Source organism: Acinetobacter pullicarnis, from assembly GCF_006352475.1.
In the GTDB taxonomy this organism is placed as follows: Bacteria; Pseudomonadota; Gammaproteobacteria; order Pseudomonadales; family Moraxellaceae; genus Acinetobacter; species Acinetobacter pullicarnis.
The window spans coordinates 108,768-133,751 of the sequence record NZ_VCMZ01000001.1 but is presented as its reverse complement, the minus strand read 5'-3'; the positions used below and the strand labels follow the sequence as shown (position 1 = coordinate 133,751).

The window sequence follows — 24,984 nt, the reverse complement described above, 5'->3', positions numbered from 1 at the left end:
TGTTTGATCAAAACACGCTTAAGGCATTTTATGAAACGCAATCTTCCTCCTCGATTAAAACAATTCACTTATATTGGTCTGAGTGTTGTTGCGATGATGCTAAGCGCATGCCAAAAGCAACCCGAATCCATAACCACATTAAATATTGGCTATCAAAAATATGGCCTACTCCCGTTAGTCAAAGCGCGTGGTGACCTAGATCGAACTTTAAAAGCCCAAGGCATCAATATAAAGTGGGTTGAGTTTCCTGCAGGACCGCAGTTACTTGAAGGTTTAAATGTCGGCAGTGTGGTTTTTGGTGAGGCTGGTGAAGCCCCCCCAATTTTTGCTCAAGCAGCCAGCCCCAATTTAGTCTATGTCGCCAATCAGCCAGCGGCACCTTTGGCAGAAGCACTGATTGTACCTAAAGACTCAAACATCAATAGCATCAACGATTTAAAAGGCAAACGTGTCGTTTTAAATAAAGGTTCTAATGTTCATTATTTATTACTGAAAATTTTGGAAGCCAACCAACTCAAATTAGATGACATTCAAGTGATTTATCTACCACCAGCCGATGCCCGTGCTGCCTTTGAAAAAGGTGTGGTCGATGCATGGGTTATTTGGGATCCCTTCTTTGCTGCTGCAGAACAACAACTTGGTGCCAAAGTCATCGCAACTGGACAAAACCGAGTAAACAACTATCAGTTTTATTTGGCAGACAAAAGTTTTGCGCAACAACATCCTCAGCTTTTAAAAACGGTCATTCATGAACTTAACAATAGCACCCAATGGGTTGCAACCCATCAGAATGAAGCCGCGAAGCTGTTGGAAAAACCAACTGGCCTCCCTTTTTCTGTACTTAAAAGCTCGATTTCGCGTATGGGTTTTGGTGTTCGCCCCATCTCCAATGCGGTAAGCAAAGAACAACAATATGTTGCCGATGCTTTCTATCAGCAACGCCTAATCCCAAACAAAATCAACATTCAGGATGCTGTCTTAGCGAAGTAACTCAGCTTACTCCCGCCTAGTTATGCAATCTTTTTTGCACTCTCAATTCACTTTTAAGCCTGCCAATTCACTATACAAATCGTCTTTTAAGGATCATACAATGAAAATTTTTTGGTTTATTCCCACGCATGGTGATAGTCGCTATCTTGGTACCAGTAAAGGCGCACGCCAAGTTGATCATGCCTATATGAAGCAAATTGCAGTTGCTGTCGATAACCTCGGTTATGAAGGTGTTCTTATTCCAACAGGGCGCTCTTGTGAAGATCCATGGATTGCAGCGGCCAGCCTGATTGATGCGACCAAAAACCTAAAATTCCTTGTGGCATTGCGACCGGGTGTAACAACCCCGGCACTGGCAGCTCGGATGGCATCTACCTTTGATCGCTTATCCAATGGCCGAGTACTGCTCAACTTAGTCACGGGTGGCGATGAACAAGAGTTAAAAGGGGATGGTATTTATGAGGATCATGCAACACGTTATAAAACTGCGGCTGAATATGTCACGATTTGGCGTGAAATTTTGACGCGTTCACATACAGGTGAATCGTATAGCTTTCATGGTCAACAGCTAAAAGTAGATGATGCCAAACTGCTTTATCCCCCTATTCAACAGCCCTACCCACCGCTTTGGTTTGGCGGTTCATCCGATGATGCCGTTGAATTAGCAACGTCACAGGTCGATACCTATCTCACTTGGGGTGAACCACCGGCAGCAGTCAAAGAGAAAATCGAAAATGTAAAAGCCAAAGCAGCGGCCAAAGGCAGAAGTCTAAATTATGGTATTCGTTTGCATGTCATTGTTCGTGAAAGCAATGAAGAGGCATGGAGTGCAGCAGAGCAACTGCTTCAATATGTCGATGATGCCACTATTGCTGCGGCACAAAAGAAATTCAAACAAATGGATTCAGTTGGCCAGCGCCGGATGTCTGAATTACACCAAGGTGACCGTAGCAAGCTTGAAGTCTCTCCCAACTTATGGGCAGGTGTCGGCTTAGTCCGTGGCGGTGCAGGAACCGCCTTGGTTGGTGACCCACAGACCGTGGCAGATCGTATTCAAGCATATGCTGACCTCGGTATCGATACCTTTATTTTCTCTGGCTACCCACATTTAGAAGAGTCCATCCGTTTTGCTGAATTGGTCTTTCCACTGCTACCGATCGAAACCCGTAAAAAACTTGTCCAACCCAATCTAACTGGCCCCTTTGGTGAAATCGTGGCAAATAGCTATACGCCCGATGAGACACAACAGCATAAAACTGCAAAGGAGTCAGCATGAGCAAAGTATTTACTCCAGCGAAACCACACCTGATTTCACGTGGAACATCTCGCCTGTTTCAAAGCGTACTGCCTTGGCTGGTCCCCATTGTTTTAATTAGCTTTTGGCAATTGGCTTCCATGAGTGGCATTCTCCAGAGTCGAATTCTACCGGCCCCTTCTGCCGTGGTTTCAGCATTTTGGAAACTTCTGCTCAGTGGTGAATTATGGCAGCACGTGCAGGTCAGTGCTGCACGTGCCTTGGTCGGTTTACTGATTGGTGGTGGTCTTGGTTTATTTTTAGGTTTACTGAATGGCTCATCTAAAATGGCCTCAACCCTATTAGATACCACCTTGCAGATGATTCGTAATATCCCTGCACTCGCGCTTATTCCATTGGTGATTCTTTGGTTCGGTATTGATGAGTCCGCCAAATTATTCTTAGTCGCAGTAGGCGTATTTTTTCCAATTTATATCAATACCTATCATGGGATCCGTTCTGTCGACCCACAACTCATTGAGATGGGGAAAAGTTACGGACTCAATCGTTGGCAGCTTTATAAAAATATTATTTTCCCTGGTGCGCTCCCCTCGATCTTAGTTGGCTTACGCTTTTCCTTAGGTCTGGTTTGGGTGCTACTTATTGTCGCTGAAACGATCTCAGCACAATCAGGCATTGGTTATATGACGATGAATGCGCGAGAGTTTTTACAAACGGATATCGTATTGGTCGGTATTTTGCTTTATGCCCTACTTGGTAAATTTGCCGATATTTTAGCGGTGACTTTAGAAAAATATTTATTACGTTGGCATTCAGGCTATCAACATTAATGAGGAATAGACGATGACGGATCTTAGCATTCAACAATATGCCAATGAGCTTCAAACGACAACCGAGCACGATGTACAACCCAAAATTGGCGCAGAAATTCTGATTGAACAATTACATAAATTTTATGGTGATGTAAACGTCCTCGAAGACCTCGACTTGCATATCCAATCTGGAGAGTTTGTCGCGATCGTGGGGCGAAGTGGTTGTGGAAAAAGTACGCTATTACGACTCATTGCCGATTTAGAGCAGCCAAGCTATGGTGAAATTAAATTTAAATCCGCACAGCACTTTAGGGAAGGCATTATTAGTGCAGATATTAGAGTCATGTTCCAAGACCCACGACTATTGCCTTGGAAAAGCATTCTTCAGAATATTCAATTGGGCTTAAACAAACAGGCTTATCCGAAGGCACAACAATTACTTGAAAAAGTAGGACTTAAAGAAAAGTCAGATTTTTGGCCAACGCAACTTTCTGGAGGGCAGCGACAACGTACCGCATTAGCACGCGCCTTGTCCCATACACCTAAAATTTTACTGCTTGATGAGCCTTTAGGCGCACTTGATGCCTTAACCCGATTAGATATGCAGCGTTTAATCGAGCAACTTTGGTATGAACAAGGCTTTACTGCCATTTTAGTTACACATGATGTGAATGAAGCAGTACAACTTGCAGATCGTATTATTCTGCTTGATCAAGGCCATATTGCCCAACAATTTAAAGTTGATCTGCCACGACCAAGGCAAAAAGATGTAAAATTTGCAGAAATAGAACAAAAAGTTTTACAGGCTGTACTCGCGACTTAAACATATGGATTAGTAGTTTTTCTTAAGCTACTGATCTTTAATTAAAATTAAATATAACATTTTAGAAATTAGAATAACTTAACAAAAACAAAAAGATTGGTTCTCGATGAAAACGAACACTATTAACTTTAGTTAAACGTACTTGATCAAAATACAAACAATCAAAACCACTAAATACAACTTTAATTAATTTTACTACACAATAAATCTTCATTATATTTCTAAAATAGCCTATTCCCCTGTCAACAAACCCATCTTTTTACCGTACAATTTAACTACCCTTTCTTAACTGTAATGATATGCGATGGAACAAAAGAAAAGTACGCAAAAACGGCACCAACTTCTAGCAGCTGCGCTAGACGTATTTTCACAATATGGTTTTAACGGTGCGAGCTTAGATGAAATTGCGCAATTGGCAAAAATGCATAAATCTAATATTTTCTATTACTACGAAAATAAAGAAGCATTATATGTAGAAGTACTGACCACCGTCATGCAAAAGTGGTTAGCACCACTGCAGGTGCTCAAGGCTGAACTCGAACCGGCCGAGGCACTCACTGAATATCTTATTCAAAAAATTGATGTTTCTCGTCATCAGCCGAAAGCGTCAAAACTTTATGCATTAGAGGTGATTCAAGGTGCACCTCATATTTTAACGATTTTAAAGGGTCCTTTAAAAAAGTTATTTAAACGTAAAGCAAAAGTCATTTTGACTTGGCAAGAACAAGGTAAAATTTCGACTGATATTGATCCTGAATTATTGATTATCAATATCTGGGGAATGACTCAGAACTATGCGGATTTCAGTACCCAAATTGAAATGCTCACAGGAAAGACCTTACGTAACCGTAGTATGTATCAGCGCAGTATCGAACATACCGTTCATTTAATTCTTTACGGCATTGTACCTAGATAATTCCCCTTAATGACCGGATCAATTGTTCCGTTTATTTTGGCATACGACCATAGATCAACTATGGTCGCCAAATTTTTTATTTTTCCATTCAAAACAGCTGCACCACATGCATAAATAATTAAAATAACGTCAATACCTCGATCCACACTGCTTAACCCTGCCATACATTCTATTCAGACCAATTTAAATCTGTCTCTAAGCACATTCAATTCATCTCTTTCAGCACAGCTCCTTTTTCACTCAATCGTTCGTTGCTTTATCTTGAACTAAGGTATTGCAAGCTGGTGTTGTTTTCTCAAGAAAGCTTTTGAGACAAGGTGAAAAAAATAAACCACCGTTATAAATGCCAACTAAAGTCTTCAGCATAACCATGCTCCAGAGTACAATCAAAATACTTGCGAACCCCAACCCAATATTCCGAATCAGCTCAAGTTGCATCTGTTGCGCTAAATTGAATATTGCCAAGGTAAATACCCCCAATGGGAAAGTCAGTGCCCACCAACCAAGGTTAAAAGGCAAGCGATTTTTAAGATGGCTGAGGGTAATTAAAACAGCGATCGCAAACCACCAAAAACCAAAACCTAAAAGGACCAAACTACTGAACAGCCCAAGCTGTTTAAGAGCGGTACCGAAATCAATCAATCCAAACTGGGCCAAAAGCGGTTGCGCTTCATTGCCAAGGACCAATAAGGCCAATGCTCCTGTACCAATTGGCCCAAGTGCGAGCCAACCTGTAATTGCAAGTTCTTTGCCTGGGAGTTGATGCAATGCCAAGCGCAACATCAAAATCGTTAATATCGCAAAAGCTGGCAGTACCGACATTCCCCACAAGGTATAGCTACCAAGTAAAATCGCAAGGCTCTGCCCATTGGCTGGCAAATAATGTAACAACAAACCACCAGAGGTCGCAGCAACTTCACAGGCGACGATTGGCAATAACCAAACCGCGGTCATTTGATGTAAATGGTGCTCTTGTCGACTAAACATGCAAAAAGGCACCCCAATCCCAATCGCGACTGCCAGCGAAATATCGATATACCAAAGCCAATGTGCAATTTGGATCGCCACTTCACCATAGATAGGGAATCCGAATTTGAGGAAACCATTTAAGACTGTGGCTAACCCCATCGGTATTGCACCTAAAAATAGCCCCATACTTGGATGAGAGAAAATCTGCTTCGCCTCCGTTGGATAAATCAACCAACGCAATAAATACAATAAGGTAAACACAATAAATAGCAGAGTATTCAATTGCCATAAACTCTGGGCAAGCAGCCACAGTCCACTATGATTGGGTGCAAGTTCAGGTAGAATCAATGCAACAACACCTGTTCCCATCGTCATGGTGAACCAATTTGGGGTAAACTGTCGGATGATTTCTTGTGGCTGTTCTAATTGATAAAATGGCTTTTTCATCGTACGTTTTCTCATCAAAGCAGGTAAGCGTATCTTAATCGCTCAAAAACATAAGTAAAATTGATTTATATTTATAAGATCAATAAGAAAAACAAATATAATGGAGCATCAATAGAATTATTTTTGAGTAAAAACACAACAACAAGACGAATTTATGAGATTATGGCAAAATTACTCCTTTCGAATGTTAAGCTGATTTTGAAATCATGAAGCTGTTACGCTTAAATGCTTTATCTCCTAGTCTCCAACTACCCAAAACTGCGGTAACCATTGGTAATTTTGATGGCGTCCATTTAGGACATCAAGCCATGATTTCGCAGTTAAAAAACATTGCGAAACCATTGGGCTTAAAAACCATGGTAATCGTTTTTGAACCCCAGCCTTTAGAGTTCTTTAAGGGTTACGAGGCACCGCCGCGTATTAGTTCACTTCGAGAAAAAGTTGAGCATCTAACTGAATTAGGTATCGATTATATTGTCGTTGCCAAGTTTAATGATGCGTTCCGTAGTTTAAGTGCACAAGCTTTTGCAGATCTGCTGAAGCATAAACTCAATGCCCACAGTTTAGTGTTGGGTGATGATTTTCATTTTGGTAAAAATCGTCAAGGCAATAAAGAATTTCTAAGTGATTATGGCTTTCAAGTTACGAACTTACATACCGTTGAACTCAATGGTGAGCGCGTAAGTTCGACTCGAATTCGCCAAGTGCTACAAGAAGGTAACTTAGCACAGGCAGCACAATTATTAGGCCGTCCATATAGCATGATTGGTCGAGTACAATATGGCGATCAAATTGGACGCACCTTAAACTTCCCCACCATTAATGTCGCTATGAATCGACATAAACCTTGTTTAAATGGTATCTATGCCGTTGAGGTCGTGTGTGAAACGCAGTCATTAACTGAGAAAGTGAAATCAAAAAATTCTAATCAAAATGGTATCCTCGGTTACCAAGACGGTGCTTTATTTGGTGCAGCCAATGTTGGTACACGGCCTGCGATCAAACAGACGCATCCAGAATGGCGATTAGAAGTTCATTTTCCCGAAGTTTCTGCTAATCTGTATGGTTTGTTAATGCGGGTAACTTTCCTAAGTTACTTACACGGTGAACTGAATTACCCCTCTTTAGAGGCGCTCCGTAAAGGAATTGATGCTGATGTGGTGAAATTAATTGAATTTCGCCAAACCACGCCGAAATTTCCTTTTTAACTTTTAATTTTATTGAATAATGCGTCAGCTTAGCTGATTGAATTGGATGAAAACTTGCATGAGCGATAAGCAAACTACTGAAAATGCAGTGGACTACAAAGCCACACTCAACCTTCCAGGTACTGAATTTGCAATGAAAGCAAATCTGGCGGTGCGTGAAGTTAAATGGTTAGAAGAGTGGTATGCCGACAACATTTATCAGCAGATTCGTCAGTCGCGAATTGGAAAGAAAAAATATATTTTGCATGACGGCCCTCCTTATGCCAATGGCACGCTCCATCTTGGCCATGTTGTCAATAAAGTACTCAAAGATATTATTGTAAAAAGCCGTACACTTGATGGGTTCGATGCACCTTATGTACCAGGTTGGGACTGTCACGGTTTACCAATCGAACTTAAAGTTGAAGAAAAAGTCGGTAAAGTTGGTGTGAATATTAACGCATCCGATTTCCGTAAAGCTTGTCGTGAATATGCTTATACCCAAATTGATGTGCAGAAAAAAGAATTTATGCGCATGGGCGTTTTAGGGGATTGGGATAATCCTTATCTCACCATGAACTTCAAGCAAGAAGCCGATATTGTTCGTACGCTCGGTGCGATTCAAAAAGCAGGTCATATTCAACCAGGTCTAAAACCTGTGAACTGGTGTATAGACTGTGGTTCAGCATTGGCTGAGGCAGAAGTTGAATATGAGGATAAAAAATCAGATGCCATTGATGTTGGGTTTGGTATTGTCGACCTCAAAGATTTATCTCAGCGTGTTGCTGTTGAAGTCACAGATGCAACCGACGTGGTCATTTGGACAACAACTCCATGGACCTTACCTGCGAATCAAGCGGTCAGCGTACATCCTGAAATCGACTATCAGTTGGTTCAAGCAAAAACTGAAAAAGGTCAACAAAACCTTATTCTTGCACGTGATTTAGTGGAATCTGCCTGTGAACGTTACCAATTAGAAGACGTGACCGTATTGGCAGAGTTCAGCGGCAGTGTTTTAGAAAACCTCAGCTTACAACACCCACTGATCACCGATCGCCAAGTACCAATTATTTTAGGTGATCACGTGACTGCTGCAAGTGGTACGGGTGCAGTACACACTGCGCCTGGCCACGGTGTAGACGATTATAAAGTTGGCTTACTCTATAACTTGGCAGTCGACAATCCAGTTGGTGGCAATGGCGTGTACTTACCGACAGCACCTATCTTTGCTGGTGTGCATATTTATAAAGCCAACCCACAAATTATTGAGCAATTGGCTACATCAAATAAACTTTGGGCCCATCAACCGATTAAGCATAGCTATCCGCATTGCTGGCGTCATAAATCACCGATTATTTTCCGTGCAACACCGCAATGGTTTATTAGCATGGATGCGCAGAATTTAAGACAAAAAGCGCTCAATGCCATTGAAAATGAAATTGAATTTGTCCCAGATTGGGGTAAAAATCGCCTCGAATCGATGATTGATGGTCGCCCAGATTGGTGTATCTCTCGTCAACGGACTTGGGGCGTTCCAATTCCATTCTTCGTGCATAAAGATAGTAATGAGCTGCATCCTCGCACAGAAGAGTTGTTAGAAGAAGTCGCACAACTGATTGAAAAAGAAGGTATTGATGCATGGTTTAACCGTGAAGCCAAAGACTTCATCGGTGATGATGCTGCCGAATATAACTGTGTGCGTGACACCTTAGATGTGTGGTTTGACTCAGGTACAACTCATTATGGAGTACTTAAACAACGTCCAGAGTTACAAGCACCTGCTGACCTCTACTTAGAAGGCTCAGATCAACATCGTGGTTGGTTCCAATCTTCATTACTGACTTCTGTTGCAGTAACTGGTAAGGCACCGTATAAAGCCTTGTTGACACATGGTTTCACAGTCGATGAAAAAGGTCGTAAATTATCTAAATCTTTAGGTAACTTTATTCCGCTTGAAGACATCGTTAAACAATTGGGTGCAGATGGCCTACGTCTCTATGTTGCGTCAAGTGACTATCGCTATGAAATCTCGGCCAGTAAAGAAATCTTTAACCGTGTCAGTGACAGCTACCGTCGTATTCGTAATACCTTGCGCTTCTTATTGGCGAATCTGAATGGTTTCAAACCAAGTACAGAGAGCTTACCAGTAGATGAGTTGATCGCTTTGGATCAATATATTTTACAACGTGCGGCTGAAGTACAAAAAACTATCCAGCAAGCCTACAACGACATGAATTTCCATCAAGTTTGTAGTGCGCTCACTAACTTCTGTATTAATGACTTAGGCGGTTTCTATTTAGATATCATCAAGGATCGTCAATACACCAGTAAAGCTGATTCTCAAGCACGCCACTCTGCACAGACTGCGCTCTATCATATCGTGCAGGCCTTTGTCCGTTGGATGAGCCCGATCTTAAGCTTTACCGCTCAAGAAGCTTGGCCGCTCATTCCTGAACAAAATGTACCCTATGTATTTACCACTGAATGGTATGACATCCCAGTTTCATCAAGCCAAAATCTGATCTCAGAAGAAGATTGGCAGACGCTTATTCAAGTTAAATCTGCATTAAATAAACAGATTGAAGCTGCACGTACCGCTAAACTGATTGGTAGTAATTTATCTGCAAAAGTTGAAATTTGGGCGGATGCTGGTTTACAAAAAGTCTTAAACCAATTGGGTGATGAACTCCGTTTTGTATTAATCACATCTGAAGCAATTGTTCATGATTATGCAGAACAAGGTGAAGCGACAGAATTAGCTGGTTTACGAGTTCAAGTCTCTGCTGCTGTTGGTGAAAAATGTGTGCGCTGCTGGCATGTACTCCCAGACGTAAATACACATGCAGATCACCTTGGTTTATGTGGTCGTTGTATTATTAACGTCACTGGTGGTGGCGAAGTGAGAAAATATGCCTAACCCTGAAAATAAAAAGGGCTTATTTCAATTTTATCCGCGTAATCTATTATGGCTTGGACTCAGTGTCCTTGCCGTAATCTTAGATCAGTGGACCAAAACAATTGCAAATACGCATTTAACCTATGCTGAATCTATTCCAGTATTGCCCTTTTTAAATTGGACACTACTTTATAACTATGGTGCAGCCTTTAGCTTTCTCTCTGATGCAGGTGGTTGGCAACGTTATTTCTTTACCGCACTAGCTGCAGTTGTTTCAACTATTTTTGTATTTTGGCTAATGCGTATGCCTAAAAAAGTCGTAATTTTGCCAATGGCAATTGCACTGATTTTAGGCGGTGCAATCGGTAATCTTATTGATCGCGCAACACTGGGCTATGTTGTAGATTTTATTCATTTTTATTATCAAAATAGCCATTTCCCTGCATTTAATCTAGCCGATAGTTCAATTACTTTAGGTGTCATTCTATTGCTTATTGATACTTTCTTCTTAGAAAAGCAACGAATTCAACGTGCGGACAAACAACATGACTGAAATTATTCATCCAAATGAAGAAATTCGAGTAAGTGACGGTGCTCAAGTCGATTTACATTTTTCAGTTGCGATTGAAAGTGGTGCAGAAATTGATAATACCCGTGGTCGAGATGAACCTGTAAATTTAACAATCGGTGACGGTAACTTATTGCCAGGTTTTGAAAAAGCATTATTTGGACTACGCGCAGGTGACCGTCGTACGGTTAGCCTTCCGCCAGAAGATGCTTTCGGTCCTTGGAATCCTGAAAATGTGCAAAAATTTGATACTGTTAAATTTGAACAAATGCCAATTATTGGTCATATGATTGAATTTGAAGATAAAGCGAAATCAAGCTTAGTCGGTGTCGTTAAATCAGTGAATGAAGATATTACTGAAATTGATTTTAACCATCCACTTGCAGGTAAAAACATTACCTTTGAAGTTGAGATTTTTAAAGTTATACCAGCTGGGCAACAAGGTATTAAACTGCTCTAAGTACTCGCTTAAGCAACAATAAAGCCCCTGATGCCAATTGCATCAGGGGCTTTTTAATATGAGAATACAATTAGCTAATACTCTTAACTATATATTTATATTAAATTTAATTAGAAAATCAATGAAGGCTTAAAAAATGAAAACCTATATTATTGTCGGTAGCATTCGTGAAGGACGTGTGGCCATTAAAGTTGCTCACTGGATTCTCGATCAAATCCAAGCGTTAAAACATGATCACTTAGACGTAGAAATTGTAGATCTAAAAGAATGGGATCTCCCATTATTTGCGGGTGCAAATGCTCCAGCTTCAGGTATTTATGATCAACCCAAGCAACAAGAATGGGCAGAGAAAATCCATCATGGTGATGCTTTTATCTTTATTAGCCCTGAATATAATCATGGCTATAGTCCTGCACTCAAAAATGCACTCGATTATCTTGGAAAGGAATGGAAAGGTAAACCTGCAGCCTATGTCAGTTATGGCGGTACTTTTGGTTCTCGTTCAATTGATCAGATTAAACAAGTTTGCACTTATATGGAAATGATTGATTCAGAAGCAGTTTTACAAATTCGCGATATTTTTCAACGTAATAAAACTGAAGATTTCGTAGGAAATGAATTTGAGTTGAATACACTCAAATCTATTGTTGTAAAACTCATGCGCTATGCCGACTTTAAATAGCTATATATTCCTTCGCATTACGTTATTTTTCTTTTCCATTTTTTCCCACGCATAAAAAAACACCCCAGTCGTTGACTGGGGTGTTTTTAGGAATAATGAGCTGGCGATGACTTACTCTCACATGGGTAACCCCACACTACCATCAGCGCAAAGAGGTTTCACTTCTGAGTTCGGGAAGGGATCAGGTGGTTCACTCTTGCTATTGTCGCCAGCACAACTGTTTATGGTGATTTCGGGTTTTACGTCGTATTCGACATCCGTACTATCTTAACCAAAAGAGTTATTAACAGAAGGGCTGATTGAGTTGAAATTGCATGTATATTTTAGCGGTTTGATTAACTAAATCAAGCGATTTGTTAAAGAATAGATTGCGCATACAACTGCTTGGGTGTTGTATAGTCAAGCCTCACGAGCAATTAGTATTGGTCAGCTTCACATATCGCTATGCTTCCACATCCAACCTATCAACGTCGTAGTCTTCAACGGCTCTTTAGAGGACATAAAGTCCTTGGGAAATCTTATCTTGAGGTAGGCTTCCCGCTTAGATGCTTTCAGCGGTTATCCCTTCCGAACATAGCTACCCGGCGATGCGACTGGCGTCACAACCGGTACACCAGAGGTTCGTCCACTCTGGTCCTCTCGTACTAGGAGCAGATCCTCTCAAATTTCCAGCGCCCACGGTAGATAGGGACCGAACTGTCTCACGACGTTCTAAACCCAGCTCGCGTACCTCTTTAAATGGCGAACAGCCATACCCTTGGGACCTGCTTCAGCCCCAGGATGAGATGAGCCGACATCGAGGTGCCAAACACCGCCGTCGATATGAACTCTTGGGCGGTATCAGCCTGTTATCCCCAGAGTACCTTTTATCCGTTGAGCGATGGCCCTTCCATACAGAACCACCGGATCACTAAGACCTACTTTCGTACCTGCTCGACTTGTTGGTCTCGCAGTTAAGCGCGCTTTTGCCTTTATACTCTACGCGTGATTTCCGACCACGCTGAGCGCACCTTCGTACTCCTCCGTTACTCTTTAGGAGGAGACCGCCCCAGTCAAACTACCCACCAGACATGGTCCTCGTCCCGGATAACGGGACAGAGTTAGAACCTCAATATTACCAGGGTGGTATTTCAAGGATGGCTCCATAGCAACTAGCGTCGCTACTTCAAAGCCTCCCACCTATCCTACACAAGTAAGATCAAAGTTCAATGTCAAGCTGCAGTAAAGGTTCACGGGGTCTTTCCGTCTAGCCGCGGGTACACCGCATCTTCACGGCGATTTCGATTTCACTGAGTCTCTGCTGGAGACAGCGCCCCCATCATTATGCCATTCGTGCAGGTCGGAACTTACCCGACAAGGAATTTCGCTACCTTAGGACCGTTATAGTTACGGCCGCCGTTTACTGGGGCTTCGATCAAGAGCTTCGCTTACGCTAACCCCATCAATTAACCTTCCAGCACCGGGCAGGCATCACACCCTATACGTCCACTTTCGTGTTTGCAGAGTGCTATGTTTTTAATAAACAGTTGCAGGGGCCTGGTTTCTGAGGCTGTCAACCGCTCAAGGAGTAAATCCTATCACCGTCAACAGCGTACCTTCTCCCGAAGTTACGGTACCATTTTGCCTAGTTCCTTCAGCAGAGTTCTCTCAAGCGCTTTGGTCTACTCGACCTGACCACCTGTGTCGGTTTCGGGTACGATTCCTGTGTAACTGAAGCTTAGAGACTTTTCCTGGAAGCAGGGTATCAGCCACTTCGCTAGTAAACTAGCTTGGTATCAGTTCTCAGCATAGAGTACCCCGGATTTGCCTAAGATACATGCCTACAACCTTTCACCTGGACAACCAACGCCAGGCTGACTTAACCTTCTCCGTCCTCTCATCGCATTACACAGAAGTATTGGAATATTAACCAATTTCCCATCGACTACGCCTCTCGGCCTCGCCTTAGGGGTCGACTCACCCAGCCCCGATTAACGTTGGACTGGAACCCTTGGTCTTTCAGCGTGCGAGTTTTTCACTCGCATTGTCGTTACTCACGTCAGCATTCGCACTTCTGATACCTCCAGCATACTTCTCAATACACCTTCATCGGCTTACAGAACGCTCCCCTACCACGCATAATAAATTATGCATCCGCAGCTTCGGCATATAGTTTTAGCCCCGTTACATCTTCCGCGCAGGCCGACTCGACTAGTGAGCTATTACGCTTTCTTTAAAGGGTGGCTGCTTCTAAGCCAACCTCCTAGCTGTCTATGCCTTCCCACATCGTTTCCCACTTAACTATAATTTTGGGGCCTTAGCTGGCGGTCTGGATTGTTTTCCTCTTGACTACGGACGTTAGCACCCGCAGTCTGTCTCCCGGATAGTACTCATTGGTATTCGGAGTTTGCATCGGTTTGGTAAGTCGGGATGACCCCCTAGCCGAAACAGTGCTCTACCCCCAATGGTATTCGTCCGAGGCGCTACCTAAATAGCTTTCGGGGAGAACCAGCTATCACCAAGTTTGATTAGCCTTTCACCCCTATCCACAAGTCATCCCCCGGCTTTTCAACGACGGTGGGTTCGGTCCTCCAGTTAGTGTTACCCAACCTTCAACCTGCTCATGGATAGATCACCTGGTTTCGGGTCTATACCCAGCAACTAAACGCCCTATTAAGACTCGATTTCTCTACGGCTCCCCTATACGGTTAACCTTGCTACTGAATATAAGTCGCTGACCCATTATACAAAAGGTACGCAGTCACCGAACAAGTCGGCTCCCACTGCTTGTATGCATGCGGTTTCAGGATCTATTTCACTCCCCTCACAGGGGTTCTTTTCGCCTTTCCCTCACGGTACTGGTTCACTATCGGTCAGTCAGGAGTATTTAGCCTTGGAGGATGGTCCCCCCATATTCAGACAAGGTTTCACGTGCCTCGCCCTACTCGTCATCATTATGTGTGCCCTTTCGTGTACAGGACTATCACCCACTATGGTTGCACTTCCCAGAGCATTCCACTAAAACACACATAACTTAATGGGCTGATCCGCGTTCGCTCGCCGCTACTGACGGAATCTCAATTGATTTCTTTTCCTAAGGGTACTGAGATGTTTCACTTCCCCTCGTTCGCCTCGTATGACTATGTATTCATCATACGATACCTACCTTATAGTAGGTGGGTTTCCCCATTCAGAAATCTCCGGATCAAAGGATATTTGCCGCCTCCCCGGAGCTTATCGCAGGCTATTACGTCTTTCATCGCCTCTGACTGCCAAGGCATCCACCACATGCACTTAATTACTTGACTATACAACCCCAAACAGTCGTAACCCCTACAAGGAGGGTTAGCAACATTACAGTTTGAAGTACTGTGTATTTAAACACTGTACAGCTTCAATCTATTTTCGTTTTCCAAAACGCTTGATTCAGTTAATTTCTTCGCTAGTACTCATCGTTCCTTTCGAAACAATGAGCTAAAACAATTAATTTCAACTCAAATTTGCCAATCTGTTAATGATTAACTACGCCTTCGTCAGGTCGTAGCAAACTGTGATAAATCACAGAACTTAATAAAATTGATCACCAAGATATGAAGAACAACTTTTACTAAATTCTATAATCTAACTTTGCAGTTAAATTCTTTGTTTCTGATTCCAGAAACCTAACTTTATATGGTGGAGACTAACGGAGTCGAACCGTTGACCTCCTGCGTGCAAGGCAAGCGCTCTACCAACTAAGCTAAGTCCCCAGATAATCTATTCGAGATACTCTATCTTTGCTTCTCATAAGTTCTAAAACATCGTTTTATCACCACACTTAAAAAGTGAATGGTGGGTCTGACGAGACTTGAACTTGTGACCCCACGCTTATCAAGCGTGTGCTCTAACCAACTGAGCTACAGACCCTGAGAAAACCTAAAGCAACGAATCGCTTTAAATCTTTTGCAAGACACAGTTGAAGAACAACTTGTTGTGGATTCTTACCGATCGTCAATCTTTCGTTAAGGAGGTGATCCAGCCGCAGGTTCCCCTACGGCTACCTTGTTACGACTTCACCCCAGTCGTTGGCCACACCGTGGTAAGCGGGCTCCTTACGGTTACCCTACCTACTTCTGGTGCAACAAACTCCCATGGTGTGACGGGCGGTGTGTACAAGGCCCGGGAACGTATTCACCGCGGCATTCTGATCCGCGATTACTAGCGATTCCGACTTCATGGAGTCGAGTTGCAGACTCCAATCCGGACTACGATCGGCTTTTTGAGATTAGCATCCTATCGCTAGGTAGCAACCCTTTGTACCGACCATTGTAGCACGTGTGTAGCCCTGGTCGTAAGGGCCATGATGACTTGACGTCGTCCCCGCCTTCCTCCAGTTTGTCACTGGCAGTATCCTTAAAGTTCCCGGCTTAACCCGCTGGCAAATAAGGAAAAGGGTTGCGCTCGTTGCGGGACTTAACCCAACATCTCACGACACGAGCTGACGACAGCCATGCAGCACCTGTATGTAAGTTCCCGAAGGCACCAATCCATCTCTGGAAAGTTCTTACTATGTCAAGACCAGGTAAGGTTCTTCGCGTTGCATCGAATTAAACCACATGCTCCACCGCTTGTGCGGGCCCCCGTCAATTCATTTGAGTTTTAGTCTTGCGACCGTACTCCCCAGGCGGTCTACTTATCGCGTTAGCTGCGCCACTAAAGCCTCAAAGGCCCCAACGGCTAGTAGACATCGTTTACGGCATGGACTACCAGGGTATCTAATCCTGTTTGCTCCCCATGCTTTCGTACCTCAGCGTCAGTATTAGGCCAGATGGCTGCCTTCGCCATCGGTATTCCTCCAGATCTCTACGCATTTCACCGCTACACCTGGAATTCTACCATCCTCTCCCATACTCTAGCTAACCAGTATCGAATGCAATTCCCAAGTTGAGCTCGGGGATTTCACATCCGACTTAATTAGCCGCCTACGTACGCTTTACGCCCAGTAAATCCGATTAACGCTTGCACCCTCTGTATTACCGCGGCTGCTGGCACAGAGTTAGCCGGTGCTTATTCTGCGAGTAACGTCCACTCACTATAGGTATTATCTATAGGAGCCTCCTCCTCGCTTAAAGTGCTTTACAACCATAAGGCCTTCTTCACACACGCGGCATGGCTGGATCAGGGTTCCCCCCATTGTCCAATATTCCCCACTGCTGCCTCCCGTAGGAGTCTGGGCCGTGTCTCAGTCCCAGTGTGGCGGATCATCCTCTCAGACCCGCTACAGATCGTCGCCTTGGTAGGCCTTTACCCCACCAACTAGCTAATCCGACTTAGGCTCATCTATTAGCGCAAGGTCACAAGTGATCCCCTGCTTTCCCCCGTAGGGCGTATGCGGTATTAGCGTCCCTTTCGAAACGTTGTCCCCCACTAATAGGCAGATTCCTAAGTATTACTCACCCGTCCGCCGCTAGGTCAGGTAGCAAGCTACCTTTCCCCGCTCGACTTGCATGTGTTAAGCCTGCCGCCAGCGTTCAATCTGAGCCATGATCAAACTCTTCAGTTAAAAATCATTAGTAGCTTATGGCTACAAATCTTGGCTCATCAAATAACTGACAAATATTTCTCAAATAAACTTCGAGTAATTTCTACCAATCAATCAATGATAATATTTGATCAATCAACCAGTAAAAATCCACACAAGTTGTTCTTCATAATCTCTTAATGATTTACTTCCTACTTCGTCAGTAGAAAACGACACAAAACAACTACTCTAATCTTAACAACGTGGCTAAGATCTTTTCGTATATCGCGTCGGTATGAGAGCCATTATAGGGGAATATTTTCTCCCCGCAAGTGCTTTTAGCCCCCTAAACATCTAGGTGTTGTATTTTTACGCACCAATATAGATCACTACCTATACAAAAAGTGCATAACTACATAATAATAAAGCAGAAATATGACAAAAATATTTCTGCTAATCTTTACCTATTTTACAGCAGGCTTGTTCACAATCTGAACACCAGTAATCGTAATCACCTGTTTAGGCACATCTTGGTGCATTCCAAAGCTTCCTGTAGCGGTTTTTGCGATCTTATCAACCACATCCATTCCTTTGGTTACCTTGCCAAACACTGCATAACCAGGATTCATTGCTGAACGATTTAAAAATTGATTGTCAGTCAAATTAATGAAGAACTGGCTTGTCGCTGAATTAGGGTCATTGGTTCGTGCCATTGCCAAGGTGCCACGTGCGTTCTTTAAACCGTTGCTTGATTCATTCTTAATCGCAGCCTGTGTTGGCTTTTCAGTCATATTTCGATCAAAACCACCACCTTGGATCATAAAACCAGGAATCACACGATGGAAAATTGTTCCTGTATAGAAGTTGCTTTTAACATAGCTTTCAAAATTCTTTGCTGATACAGGGGCTTTATCGTTATACAACTCAATCTCAATATTTCCCTGAGTCGTTTGAAGTTGAATATTGGTATTGGCATAAGCAGAAAGATAAGTACCACTAAGCAATAAAGCCAGTAAAGATTGTTTCATCATGATGTTTGATACTCTTATTTGATTCGTTAAAGATTGGACTATTTTAGCCTGTGATCAACCAAGCTATTGTTCTCTTTAAGTTTCTAACAAAATTATATTCAAGCGGCTTCTGTTTAAATACTCTATATAGTCTAATGTTGACTTTTCTATAAGCTCTATTCGATTGGTTGTTAGACCACTATTCACAGTTAGTCCCATCGTTAACGGCTTTTATCCCAAAAGCGCCTAAACGCTCTACTCATGTCAATTAAGTATTTTTTTGCTTTCTTAGACACAGGCGATAAGTTAATAAAGCCATGTGCCTGATCCTCATAATCATGATAGTGCACCTTTACGCCATTTTGCTGCAGCTTATATGCATAGATCTTGCCTTCATCATGCAAGACGTCATGGCCAGCGGTAATCACAAATGCAGGTGCCAGTTTCTTTAAATTGCCGTAGGTCGGTGAAATAAGCGGATCATCTAAGGCAACATGATGACGATTTGCATAATAGTCGGTGACATAATCAATATCTTTCGCTGTGAGCACTAAGCCCTCACTATAAGCATAAAAAGAAGGATGTCGGCTTTTAAAGTCAGTCGCGGGGTAAATAAGAAATTGTGCTTCGGGTGCATAGGCTGAATTTACTGTCCGCTGTGCGAGCACTGCACTAATATTGCCACCCGCGCTGTCTCCAGCAACTGCAATGCGATTTTTAAGAATTTTAAAATGACGACGATTTTGATAAATCCAAGCCAAAGCATCCTCACATGATTGGATCAAATCACGTGGCCCCACTTCAGGTGCCAATGGGTATTCAACACTGAGTATCTGTACCTTGGCATACAAAGCGATCAACCGACAAACCTCATCATGAGTATGGACCCCACCTACCACAAAGCCACCACCATGATAAAAAACCAACATTGGCAATTTTTTATTGGGCTCTGGATGGTAATGACGCGCGTAAATATTGCCGCTCTGTAAAGGCAGATGAATATCTTCTACAAAGGCAAGTGGTGTAGGTTTCGAAAGAATGGACTGCATTTGTTGTTCAAACTGTTGTCGCGATTGGGTAATGTCATCACCAATAAGACCTGAGCGCCCTTGTTTGTGATGAATAGCCATTAAGGTTTTAGAAAAACTATCAAGCTGAGGATATTGATAAGGATAGCCAAGCACTTTCGTCAATGAATCCTGCATTAGTTTTGGCATGTGATCCAAAGAACGCGCTGCAGCACCTTGCCCTTTGTCTAACAACAACTGTATTGATTGCATAGAAACCAGCATTACTTTCCTTTGTTATATCTGTAAATACCAACCCAAATAAAGCGATGACTCATCACGACTGATCATTTATTACAGAATCACCACTGAAGCCAATCCGCATACGCTAAACCGTTCTCGTATGCATTGTCATTGACCATGCATACATATTTTGATCTTAATTTATTCGATATTGCTCACTTCAGTGCCATTCCCCTACATTTATCTTTAGTTTTCCCATAAAAAATAGACAGCAGAGGCATCCTTCCTGCTGTCTATTTTTTAAACTTTAGATTGATCTATCCTTGGATATGCTACTTATAACGTCTAACCGTTAAGGGACCTTGGATTGAGATGGATTTGAGTTTTTACTCGGTTCTGGGACAAATTGAACTGGATCTTGTTCAGGAAGTGAAGGATCAGTCGCCTCAATCGCACTTCGATCTTGTGGGAGAGGTTGAATCTCAGGTAATGATGTTGTCGCTGCTCCTTGTGGTTGTGCAACCTCAGGGAGTGTTGTTACTTCAGGTGGAATTGTCGCTTCCTGAGAGGTACATGCAGCAGTTAATGATGCAACAGCGACAAGTAAGGCTGAAGTTAAGGTCAATTTTTTCATTCAGATTTCCTTTAAAAAAAATTCAAAGCCATTCACCACTTTGACGACCAACATGATTGAACGTTCAGAAAAATTTATCACCCTTGATTGGTTGCTCTTTTTTGACAGCGGGTAAAATTTATACAGTTTTATATTAAATTCAGGAACTTAGATTTAGTCTGATTTTATTTTTGCATTTTTATGATAAGAATTTGTTTTTAACTAAATTAATCTTGAGCGATCGCCATTCAAAAGAACTTTTCTTGATTTAAATCACCTCGATTTTGATGAAGTATTGAAATAAAAAGCCATTTTAGTCTTACATTGTAAAGTTGAGGTCTGCCGTACTAACGATCCCATACAAAATCGCTACGCTTGCCTTAAAAGTCATGAATACATGTAAAGCGCTATTAATCGCCCTGAATTGTATAGTTTGATTTAAATAATTTGATCAAAAGCTTGAATTTTTAGCACTCGCCCACACTTCTTAACTATTAACGAATTAGATATTCATGGCAGTTCAGCATTAACCCAGTTAACACTGAAGCCTAAAAAGGACTGTACATGTTTAAGAACCCTTTTAAACGGAGATCATCAATGACTAATGAGCAACACGAGCAAGCTCAAGACATTCAAAATGAGCAAACTGCAGCACAACATGAGCAAGCTCAAACGGATGCAGAGCAAGTAAACGACGTTAGTGTTGAAGATTTACAAGCACAAATTGTAAAACTTGAAGAAAGTTTAAAATATGAAAAAGCCGTAGCGGCCAATGCCAAATATGAAGCTGAAAAAAGTAAAGAACGTCTAGAACGTGAAGCAGATACTGCGAAAAAATTTGCTTTAGAAAAGTTCTCGAAAGACTTGTTGGATTCTGTCGACAACCTTGAACGTGCGATTCAAGCTGCAGGCGATGAAGAGAGCCCTGTACTTGAAGGTGTGAAACTGACCTTAAAATCTTTACTCAGCACTTTAGAGAAATTTGAAATCGTCGCTGTAGATACAGACAACGGCTTTAACGCAGATTGGCATCAAGCTGTTGGGATCGATCCAACCGCTCAAGCAGGTCAGATCGGCAATGTATTGCAAAAAGGCTATACCCTTTCAGGTCGTTTACTCCGTCCTGCAATGGTTATGGTCGGTCAATAAGGTTAAAAAATGAGAATCTGTGAAAAAAATTCATATCTTTCACTTGAAAAATTTTCAAAGGCTCTCATATCCGAATACAAGCATAAATTACTGTAAAAAAAATTTTGAGGAATGCATTAATGGCTAAAATTATTGGTATTGACTTAGGTACAACAAACTCATGTGTTGCTGTATTGGAAGGCGATAAAGTTAAAGTAATTGAAAATGCAGAAGGTACACGTACCACTCCATCCATTGTCGCTTATAAAGATGGCGAAATCTTGGTAGGTCAATCTGCAAAACGTCAAGCGGTAACCAACCCTAAAAACACATTGTTCGCGATCAAACGTTTGATCGGTCGTCGTTATGAAGATGCTGCTGTTCAAAAAGATATTGGTTTAGTGCCATATAAAATCATGAAAGCAGACAATGGTGATGCTTGGGTTGAAGTCAACGACAAGAAACTTGCACCACAACAAGTTTCAGCTGAAATTTTGATTAAAATGAAAAAAACAGCTGAAGATTACTTGGGCGAGACTGTAACTGAAGCCGTTGTAACCGTACCTGCTTACTTTAACGATGCGCAACGTCAAGCAACAAAAGATGCTGGCCGTATCGCAGGTTTAGATGTTAAACGTATTATTAACGAACCAACTGCTGCTGCACTTGCGTTTGGTATGGACAAAAAAGAAGGCGACCGTAAAATCGCGGTATACGACTTGGGTGGTGGTACTTTTGACGTTTCAATCATTGAGATTGCTGACTTAGATGGCGACCAACAAATCGAAGTACTTTCTACCAACGGTGATACGTTCCTTGGTGGTGAAGACTTTGACAATGCATTGATCGAATACTTGGTTGAAGAGTTCAAAAAAGAACAGAACTTCAACTTAAAAACTGATCCATTAGCACTTCAACGTCTTAAAGAAGCTGCTGAGAAAGCGAAAATTGAGTTGTCATCATCGAACTCAACTGAAATCAATCTTCCGTACATCACTGCTGATGCAACAGGTCCTAAACACTTAGTGATCAATGTTACACGTGCGAAACTAGAAGGTTTGGTTGCTGATCTTGTTGCACGCACCATTGAGCCTTGTCGCATTGCATTGAAAGATGCTGGTCTTGCGACTTCTGATATCTCAGACGTGATTTTGGTTGGTGGTCAGTCTCGTATGCCACTTGTACAACAAAAAGTACAAGAATTCTTTGGTAAAGAGCCACGTAAAGACGTGAACCCAGATGAAGCTGTTGCAATGGGTGCTGCGATTCAAGGTGCTGTACTTTCAGGTGACAAAACCGACGTACTATTACTTGACGTTACCCCACTCACCCTTGGTATCGAAACCATGGGCGGTGTGTTAACTGCAATTATCGAGAAAAACACCACGATTCCTGCGAAGAAATCACAAGTGTTCTCTACCGCAGCTGACAATCAACCTGCAGTAGATATCTCTGTATTCCAGGGTGAACGTAAAATGGCTCAACAAAACAAATTGTTGGGTAACTTCCAATTAGGCGATATTCCACCTGCTCCACGTGGTATCCCACAAATTGAAGTGTCATTTGACATCAATGCTGATGGTATCTTGAAAGTATCAGCAAAAGATAAGAGCACAGGTAAAGAACAGTCTATTCAGATTAAAGCGAACTCAGGTTTGTCTGATGCTGAAATCGATGCAATGATCAAAGATGCTGAAGCGAATGCTGAAGAAGATCGAAAATTCGAAGAGTTGGCTAAATCACGCAACGAAGCAGATGCACTTATCTCTAGCTCACAAAAAGCAGTAAAAGATCTTGGCGAACAAGTGACTGCTGATGAAAAAACTGCAATTGAAACTGCGGTGACTGAGCTTGAAGCTGCTGCGAAAGAAAATGATGCTGAAGAAATCAAAGCAAAAACTGAAGCATTACAAAACATCTTGATGCCAATTACGCAACGTGCTTATGAGCAATCTCAGCAAGCAGAAGGCGGCGCACAAGGTTTTGATCCAAATGCATTCCAAGGTGATGCTGGTCAACAAAAAGCCGATGATGGCGTTGTTGATGCAGAATTCACCGAAGTAAAAGATGATAAAAAATAAGGCTTAGCCTATTAAGAAACCGCGCTTCGGCGCGGTTTTTTTGTGCTTTTTTCCCAGCTAAGTTTTTCTTAACGAACTCTAAGCGATTGGATTATTAGTTTATTCAGCTGTGCTTTGCCATCTTCTCTGCTGTAAACGCTCACCTTCTACTTCACGCTTATTCCGTGCTGAGGTATAAAGTTTAGTGCCAGTGAGTTCCGGTGGTAAATAGCTTTGCTGCACAAAATGCTCTGGGAAATCGTGCGGATAGAGATAATCCACGCCATAACCCTGTTGTTTCATTAGCTTGGTTGGTGCATTCCGCAAATGCAAAGGTACAGGAAGATTTGCAGTCTTCTCGGCCAAATCAAGCGCCTTATTAATGGCTAAATAGGTACTATTGCTTTTGGCACTGGTCGCCAGATAAACAGCAGCCTGTCCCAAGATAATCCGTGCCTCAGGCATACCCACCGCCTGCACCGAGCGAAAACACTCTCCAGCCAGTAATAATGCATTTGGATTCGAATTACCGATATCTTCTGAAGCAGAAATCAGCATACGTCGCGCAATAAAGACCGGATCTTCACCGCCTTTGAGCATGCGTGCCATCCAATATAGCGTTGCATCTGGATCACTACCACGAATTGACTTAATAAAGGCAGATACCAAATCATAGTGCTGTTCACCAGACTTGTCATAACGCGCGATATTCTGCTGTGCAACTTTGACTACAATGGCATTGGTGATGATGTTTTCAACGTCAGCATCAAAGGTACTCGCGATTAAGTCGAGTAGATTTAATGCCTTACGCGCATCCCCTGCAGAGAACTGTACCAATGCTTCATATTCTTCAATTTGAATATGACGCGTTTTTAAAAAATCATCTTGTTGCAGTGCCTTATTTAATAATGCTTGGATGGCATGCTCATCTAAAGCTTTGAGCGTATATACCTGACAACGTGATAGCAGTGCACTGTTTACTTCAAAAGATGGATTTTCGGTTGTTGCACCAACCAAAGTAATTTTACCTTTTTCAACCGCGCTGAGTAATGCATCTTGCTGGGATTTATTAAAGCGATGAATTTCATCAATAAACACCACTGGAACCAATAAGTCACCGCTGTCTGCAATAATTTCACGCAGCTCTTTGACCCCAGTATTTAATGCAGACAAACTAATAAAAGTCCGATCAACCGCCTGAGCCAATAATAATGCGATGGTGGTTTTTCCAACCCCAGGCGGCCCCCAAAAAATAATCGACGGAAGATGGCCTTGGTCAATCATTTGACGTAATGGCGCTTGCTCACCAAGCAAATGATCTTGCCCAATAATTTCGGATAAATCACGTGGTCGAATACGTTCTGGTAAGGGAATATTGGTCTCAGACATGGATGATATTCTTGGTTGTACTTAGGCTTATAGTAACGTATTTCAACGTA

General features: G+C 42.3%; 17 protein-coding genes, 2 tRNA genes and 3 rRNA genes. 12 read left to right on the top strand and 10 right to left on the bottom strand.

The features are described 5' to 3' along the window. The first annotated feature begins 93 nt into the window (after window positions 1–93). The 5 genes from FD716_RS00595 to FD716_RS00575 all read left to right on the top strand — a co-directional run bounded on the left by FD716_RS00595 (window position 94) and on the right by FD716_RS00575 (window position 4,796). Window positions 94–990: a sulfonate ABC transporter substrate-binding protein gene (locus FD716_RS00595; RefSeq protein WP_228714975.1), complete on the top strand. Its 897-nt coding sequence runs from the start codon at window positions 94–96 to the stop codon at window positions 988–990. Between the two features lie 100 nt (window positions 991–1,090). Further along, window positions 1,091–2,266: an FMNH2-dependent alkanesulfonate monooxygenase gene (gene ssuD / locus FD716_RS00590; RefSeq protein WP_139850482.1), complete on the top strand. Its 1,176-nt coding sequence runs from the start codon at window positions 1,091–1,093 to the stop codon at window positions 2,264–2,266. Beyond that, window positions 2,263–3,075 (top strand): aliphatic sulfonate ABC transporter permease SsuC, encoded by an 813-nt coding sequence (gene ssuC, locus FD716_RS00585; RefSeq protein WP_139850481.1) that lies wholly within the window; start codon window positions 2,263–2,265, stop codon window positions 3,073–3,075. The genes ssuD and ssuC overlap by 4 nt, the downstream gene beginning before the upstream one ends. Window positions 3,076–3,088: 13 nt before the next feature. After that, complete coding sequence (locus FD716_RS00580) at window positions 3,089–3,880, top strand: ABC transporter ATP-binding protein (protein WP_139850480.1); 792 nt, start codon at window positions 3,089–3,091, stop codon at window positions 3,878–3,880. 304 nt (window positions 3,881–4,184) lie between these two features. Continuing rightward, window positions 4,185–4,796 carry a TetR family transcriptional regulator C-terminal domain-containing protein gene (locus FD716_RS00575; RefSeq protein WP_139850479.1) on the top strand — a complete coding sequence of 204 codons (612 nt, stop codon included), beginning with the start codon at window positions 4,185–4,187 and terminating at the stop codon, window positions 4,794–4,796. A 240-nt stretch (window positions 4,797–5,036) separates the two neighbouring features. On the opposite strand, the gene FD716_RS00570 is transcribed toward FD716_RS00575, so the two are convergent. After that, window positions 5,037–6,212, bottom strand: a complete 1,176-nt coding sequence (locus tag FD716_RS00570; protein ID WP_139850478.1) for a TDT family transporter — start codon at window positions 6,210–6,212, stop codon at window positions 5,037–5,039. Window positions 6,213–6,418: 206 nt separating this feature from the next. Between FD716_RS00570 and ribF the strand changes: the two genes are divergently transcribed. The 5 genes from ribF (at window position 6,419) to FD716_RS00545 (ending at window position 12,005) form a co-directional block, all read left to right on the top strand. Continuing rightward, window positions 6,419–7,420 carry a riboflavin biosynthesis protein RibF gene (gene ribF, locus FD716_RS00565; RefSeq protein ID WP_139850477.1) on the top strand — a complete coding sequence of 334 codons (1,002 nt, stop codon included), beginning with the start codon at window positions 6,419–6,421 and terminating at the stop codon, window positions 7,418–7,420. Between the two features lie 58 nt (window positions 7,421–7,478). Next, window positions 7,479–10,316, top strand: coding sequence for an isoleucine--tRNA ligase (gene ileS / locus FD716_RS00560; protein WP_139850476.1), 2,838 nt, complete (start codon window positions 7,479–7,481; stop codon window positions 10,314–10,316). Beyond that, window positions 10,309–10,848 carry a signal peptidase II gene (gene lspA, locus FD716_RS00555; protein WP_139850475.1) on the top strand — a complete coding sequence of 180 codons (540 nt, stop codon included), beginning with the start codon at window positions 10,309–10,311 and terminating at the stop codon, window positions 10,846–10,848. The genes ileS and lspA overlap by 8 nt, the downstream gene beginning before the upstream one ends. Further along, on the top strand, window positions 10,841–11,323 hold the full coding sequence (locus tag FD716_RS00550) for an FKBP-type peptidyl-prolyl cis-trans isomerase (protein ID WP_139850474.1): 483 nt from the start codon (window positions 10,841–10,843) through the stop codon (window positions 11,321–11,323). The genes lspA and FD716_RS00550 overlap by 8 nt, the downstream gene beginning before the upstream one ends. Before the next feature lie 136 nt (window positions 11,324–11,459). Further along, the gene (locus tag FD716_RS00545; protein ID WP_139850473.1) at window positions 11,460–12,005 is read left to right on the top strand and encodes an NADPH-dependent FMN reductase; all 546 of its coding nucleotides are present in this window, start codon (window positions 11,460–11,462) and stop codon (window positions 12,003–12,005) included. A gap of 98 nt (window positions 12,006–12,103) precedes the next feature. On the opposite strand, the gene rrf is transcribed toward FD716_RS00545, so the two are convergent. The 8 genes from rrf to FD716_RS00505 form a co-directional block, all read right to left on the bottom strand. After that, window positions 12,104–12,218: ribosomal RNA gene (rrf, locus tag FD716_RS00540) — 5S ribosomal RNA — on the bottom strand. Window positions 12,219–12,400: 182 nt separating this feature from the next. Continuing rightward, a 23S ribosomal RNA gene (locus tag FD716_RS00535) occupies window positions 12,401–15,292 on the bottom strand. 365 nt (window positions 15,293–15,657) lie between these two features. Then, a tRNA-Ala gene (locus tag FD716_RS00530) sits at window positions 15,658–15,733 on the bottom strand. 80 nt (window positions 15,734–15,813) lie between these two features. Beyond that, window positions 15,814–15,890, bottom strand: a tRNA-Ile gene (locus tag FD716_RS00525). Window positions 15,891–15,986: 96 nt separating this feature from the next. After that, window positions 15,987–17,526, bottom strand: a 16S ribosomal RNA gene (locus tag FD716_RS00520). The 16S, 23S and 5S rRNA genes sit together here with 2 tRNA genes alongside, the layout of an rRNA operon. A 422-nt stretch (window positions 17,527–17,948) precedes the next feature. After that, window positions 17,949–18,512: a peptidylprolyl isomerase gene (locus tag FD716_RS00515; protein ID WP_139853575.1), complete on the bottom strand. Its 564-nt coding sequence runs from the start codon at window positions 18,510–18,512 to the stop codon at window positions 17,949–17,951. A 203-nt stretch (window positions 18,513–18,715) separates the two neighbouring features. Then, window positions 18,716–19,786 carry an alpha/beta hydrolase gene (locus FD716_RS00510; RefSeq protein WP_139850472.1) on the bottom strand — a complete coding sequence of 357 codons (1,071 nt, stop codon included), beginning with the start codon at window positions 19,784–19,786 and terminating at the stop codon, window positions 18,716–18,718. Between the two features lie 310 nt (window positions 19,787–20,096). Next, window positions 20,097–20,378, bottom strand: coding sequence for a hypothetical protein (locus FD716_RS00505; RefSeq protein WP_139850471.1), 282 nt, complete (start codon window positions 20,376–20,378; stop codon window positions 20,097–20,099). Window positions 20,379–20,954: 576 nt separating this feature from the next. Between FD716_RS00505 and grpE the strand changes: the two genes are divergently transcribed. Further along, window positions 20,955–21,506 carry a nucleotide exchange factor GrpE gene (gene grpE / locus FD716_RS00500; RefSeq protein WP_139850470.1) on the top strand — a complete coding sequence of 184 codons (552 nt, stop codon included), beginning with the start codon at window positions 20,955–20,957 and terminating at the stop codon, window positions 21,504–21,506. A gap of 119 nt (window positions 21,507–21,625) precedes the next feature. After that, a complete protein-coding gene (gene dnaK / locus FD716_RS00495; protein WP_139850469.1) occupies window positions 21,626–23,566 on the top strand; it encodes a molecular chaperone DnaK in 1,941 nt (646 codons plus the stop codon). A gap of 99 nt (window positions 23,567–23,665) precedes the next feature. Here the strand turns inward: dnaK and FD716_RS00490 are convergent, their stop codons facing one another. Beyond that, a complete protein-coding gene (locus FD716_RS00490; RefSeq protein ID WP_139850468.1) occupies window positions 23,666–24,934 on the bottom strand; it encodes a replication-associated recombination protein A in 1,269 nt (422 codons plus the stop codon). Window positions 24,935–24,984 lie beyond the last annotated feature (50 nt).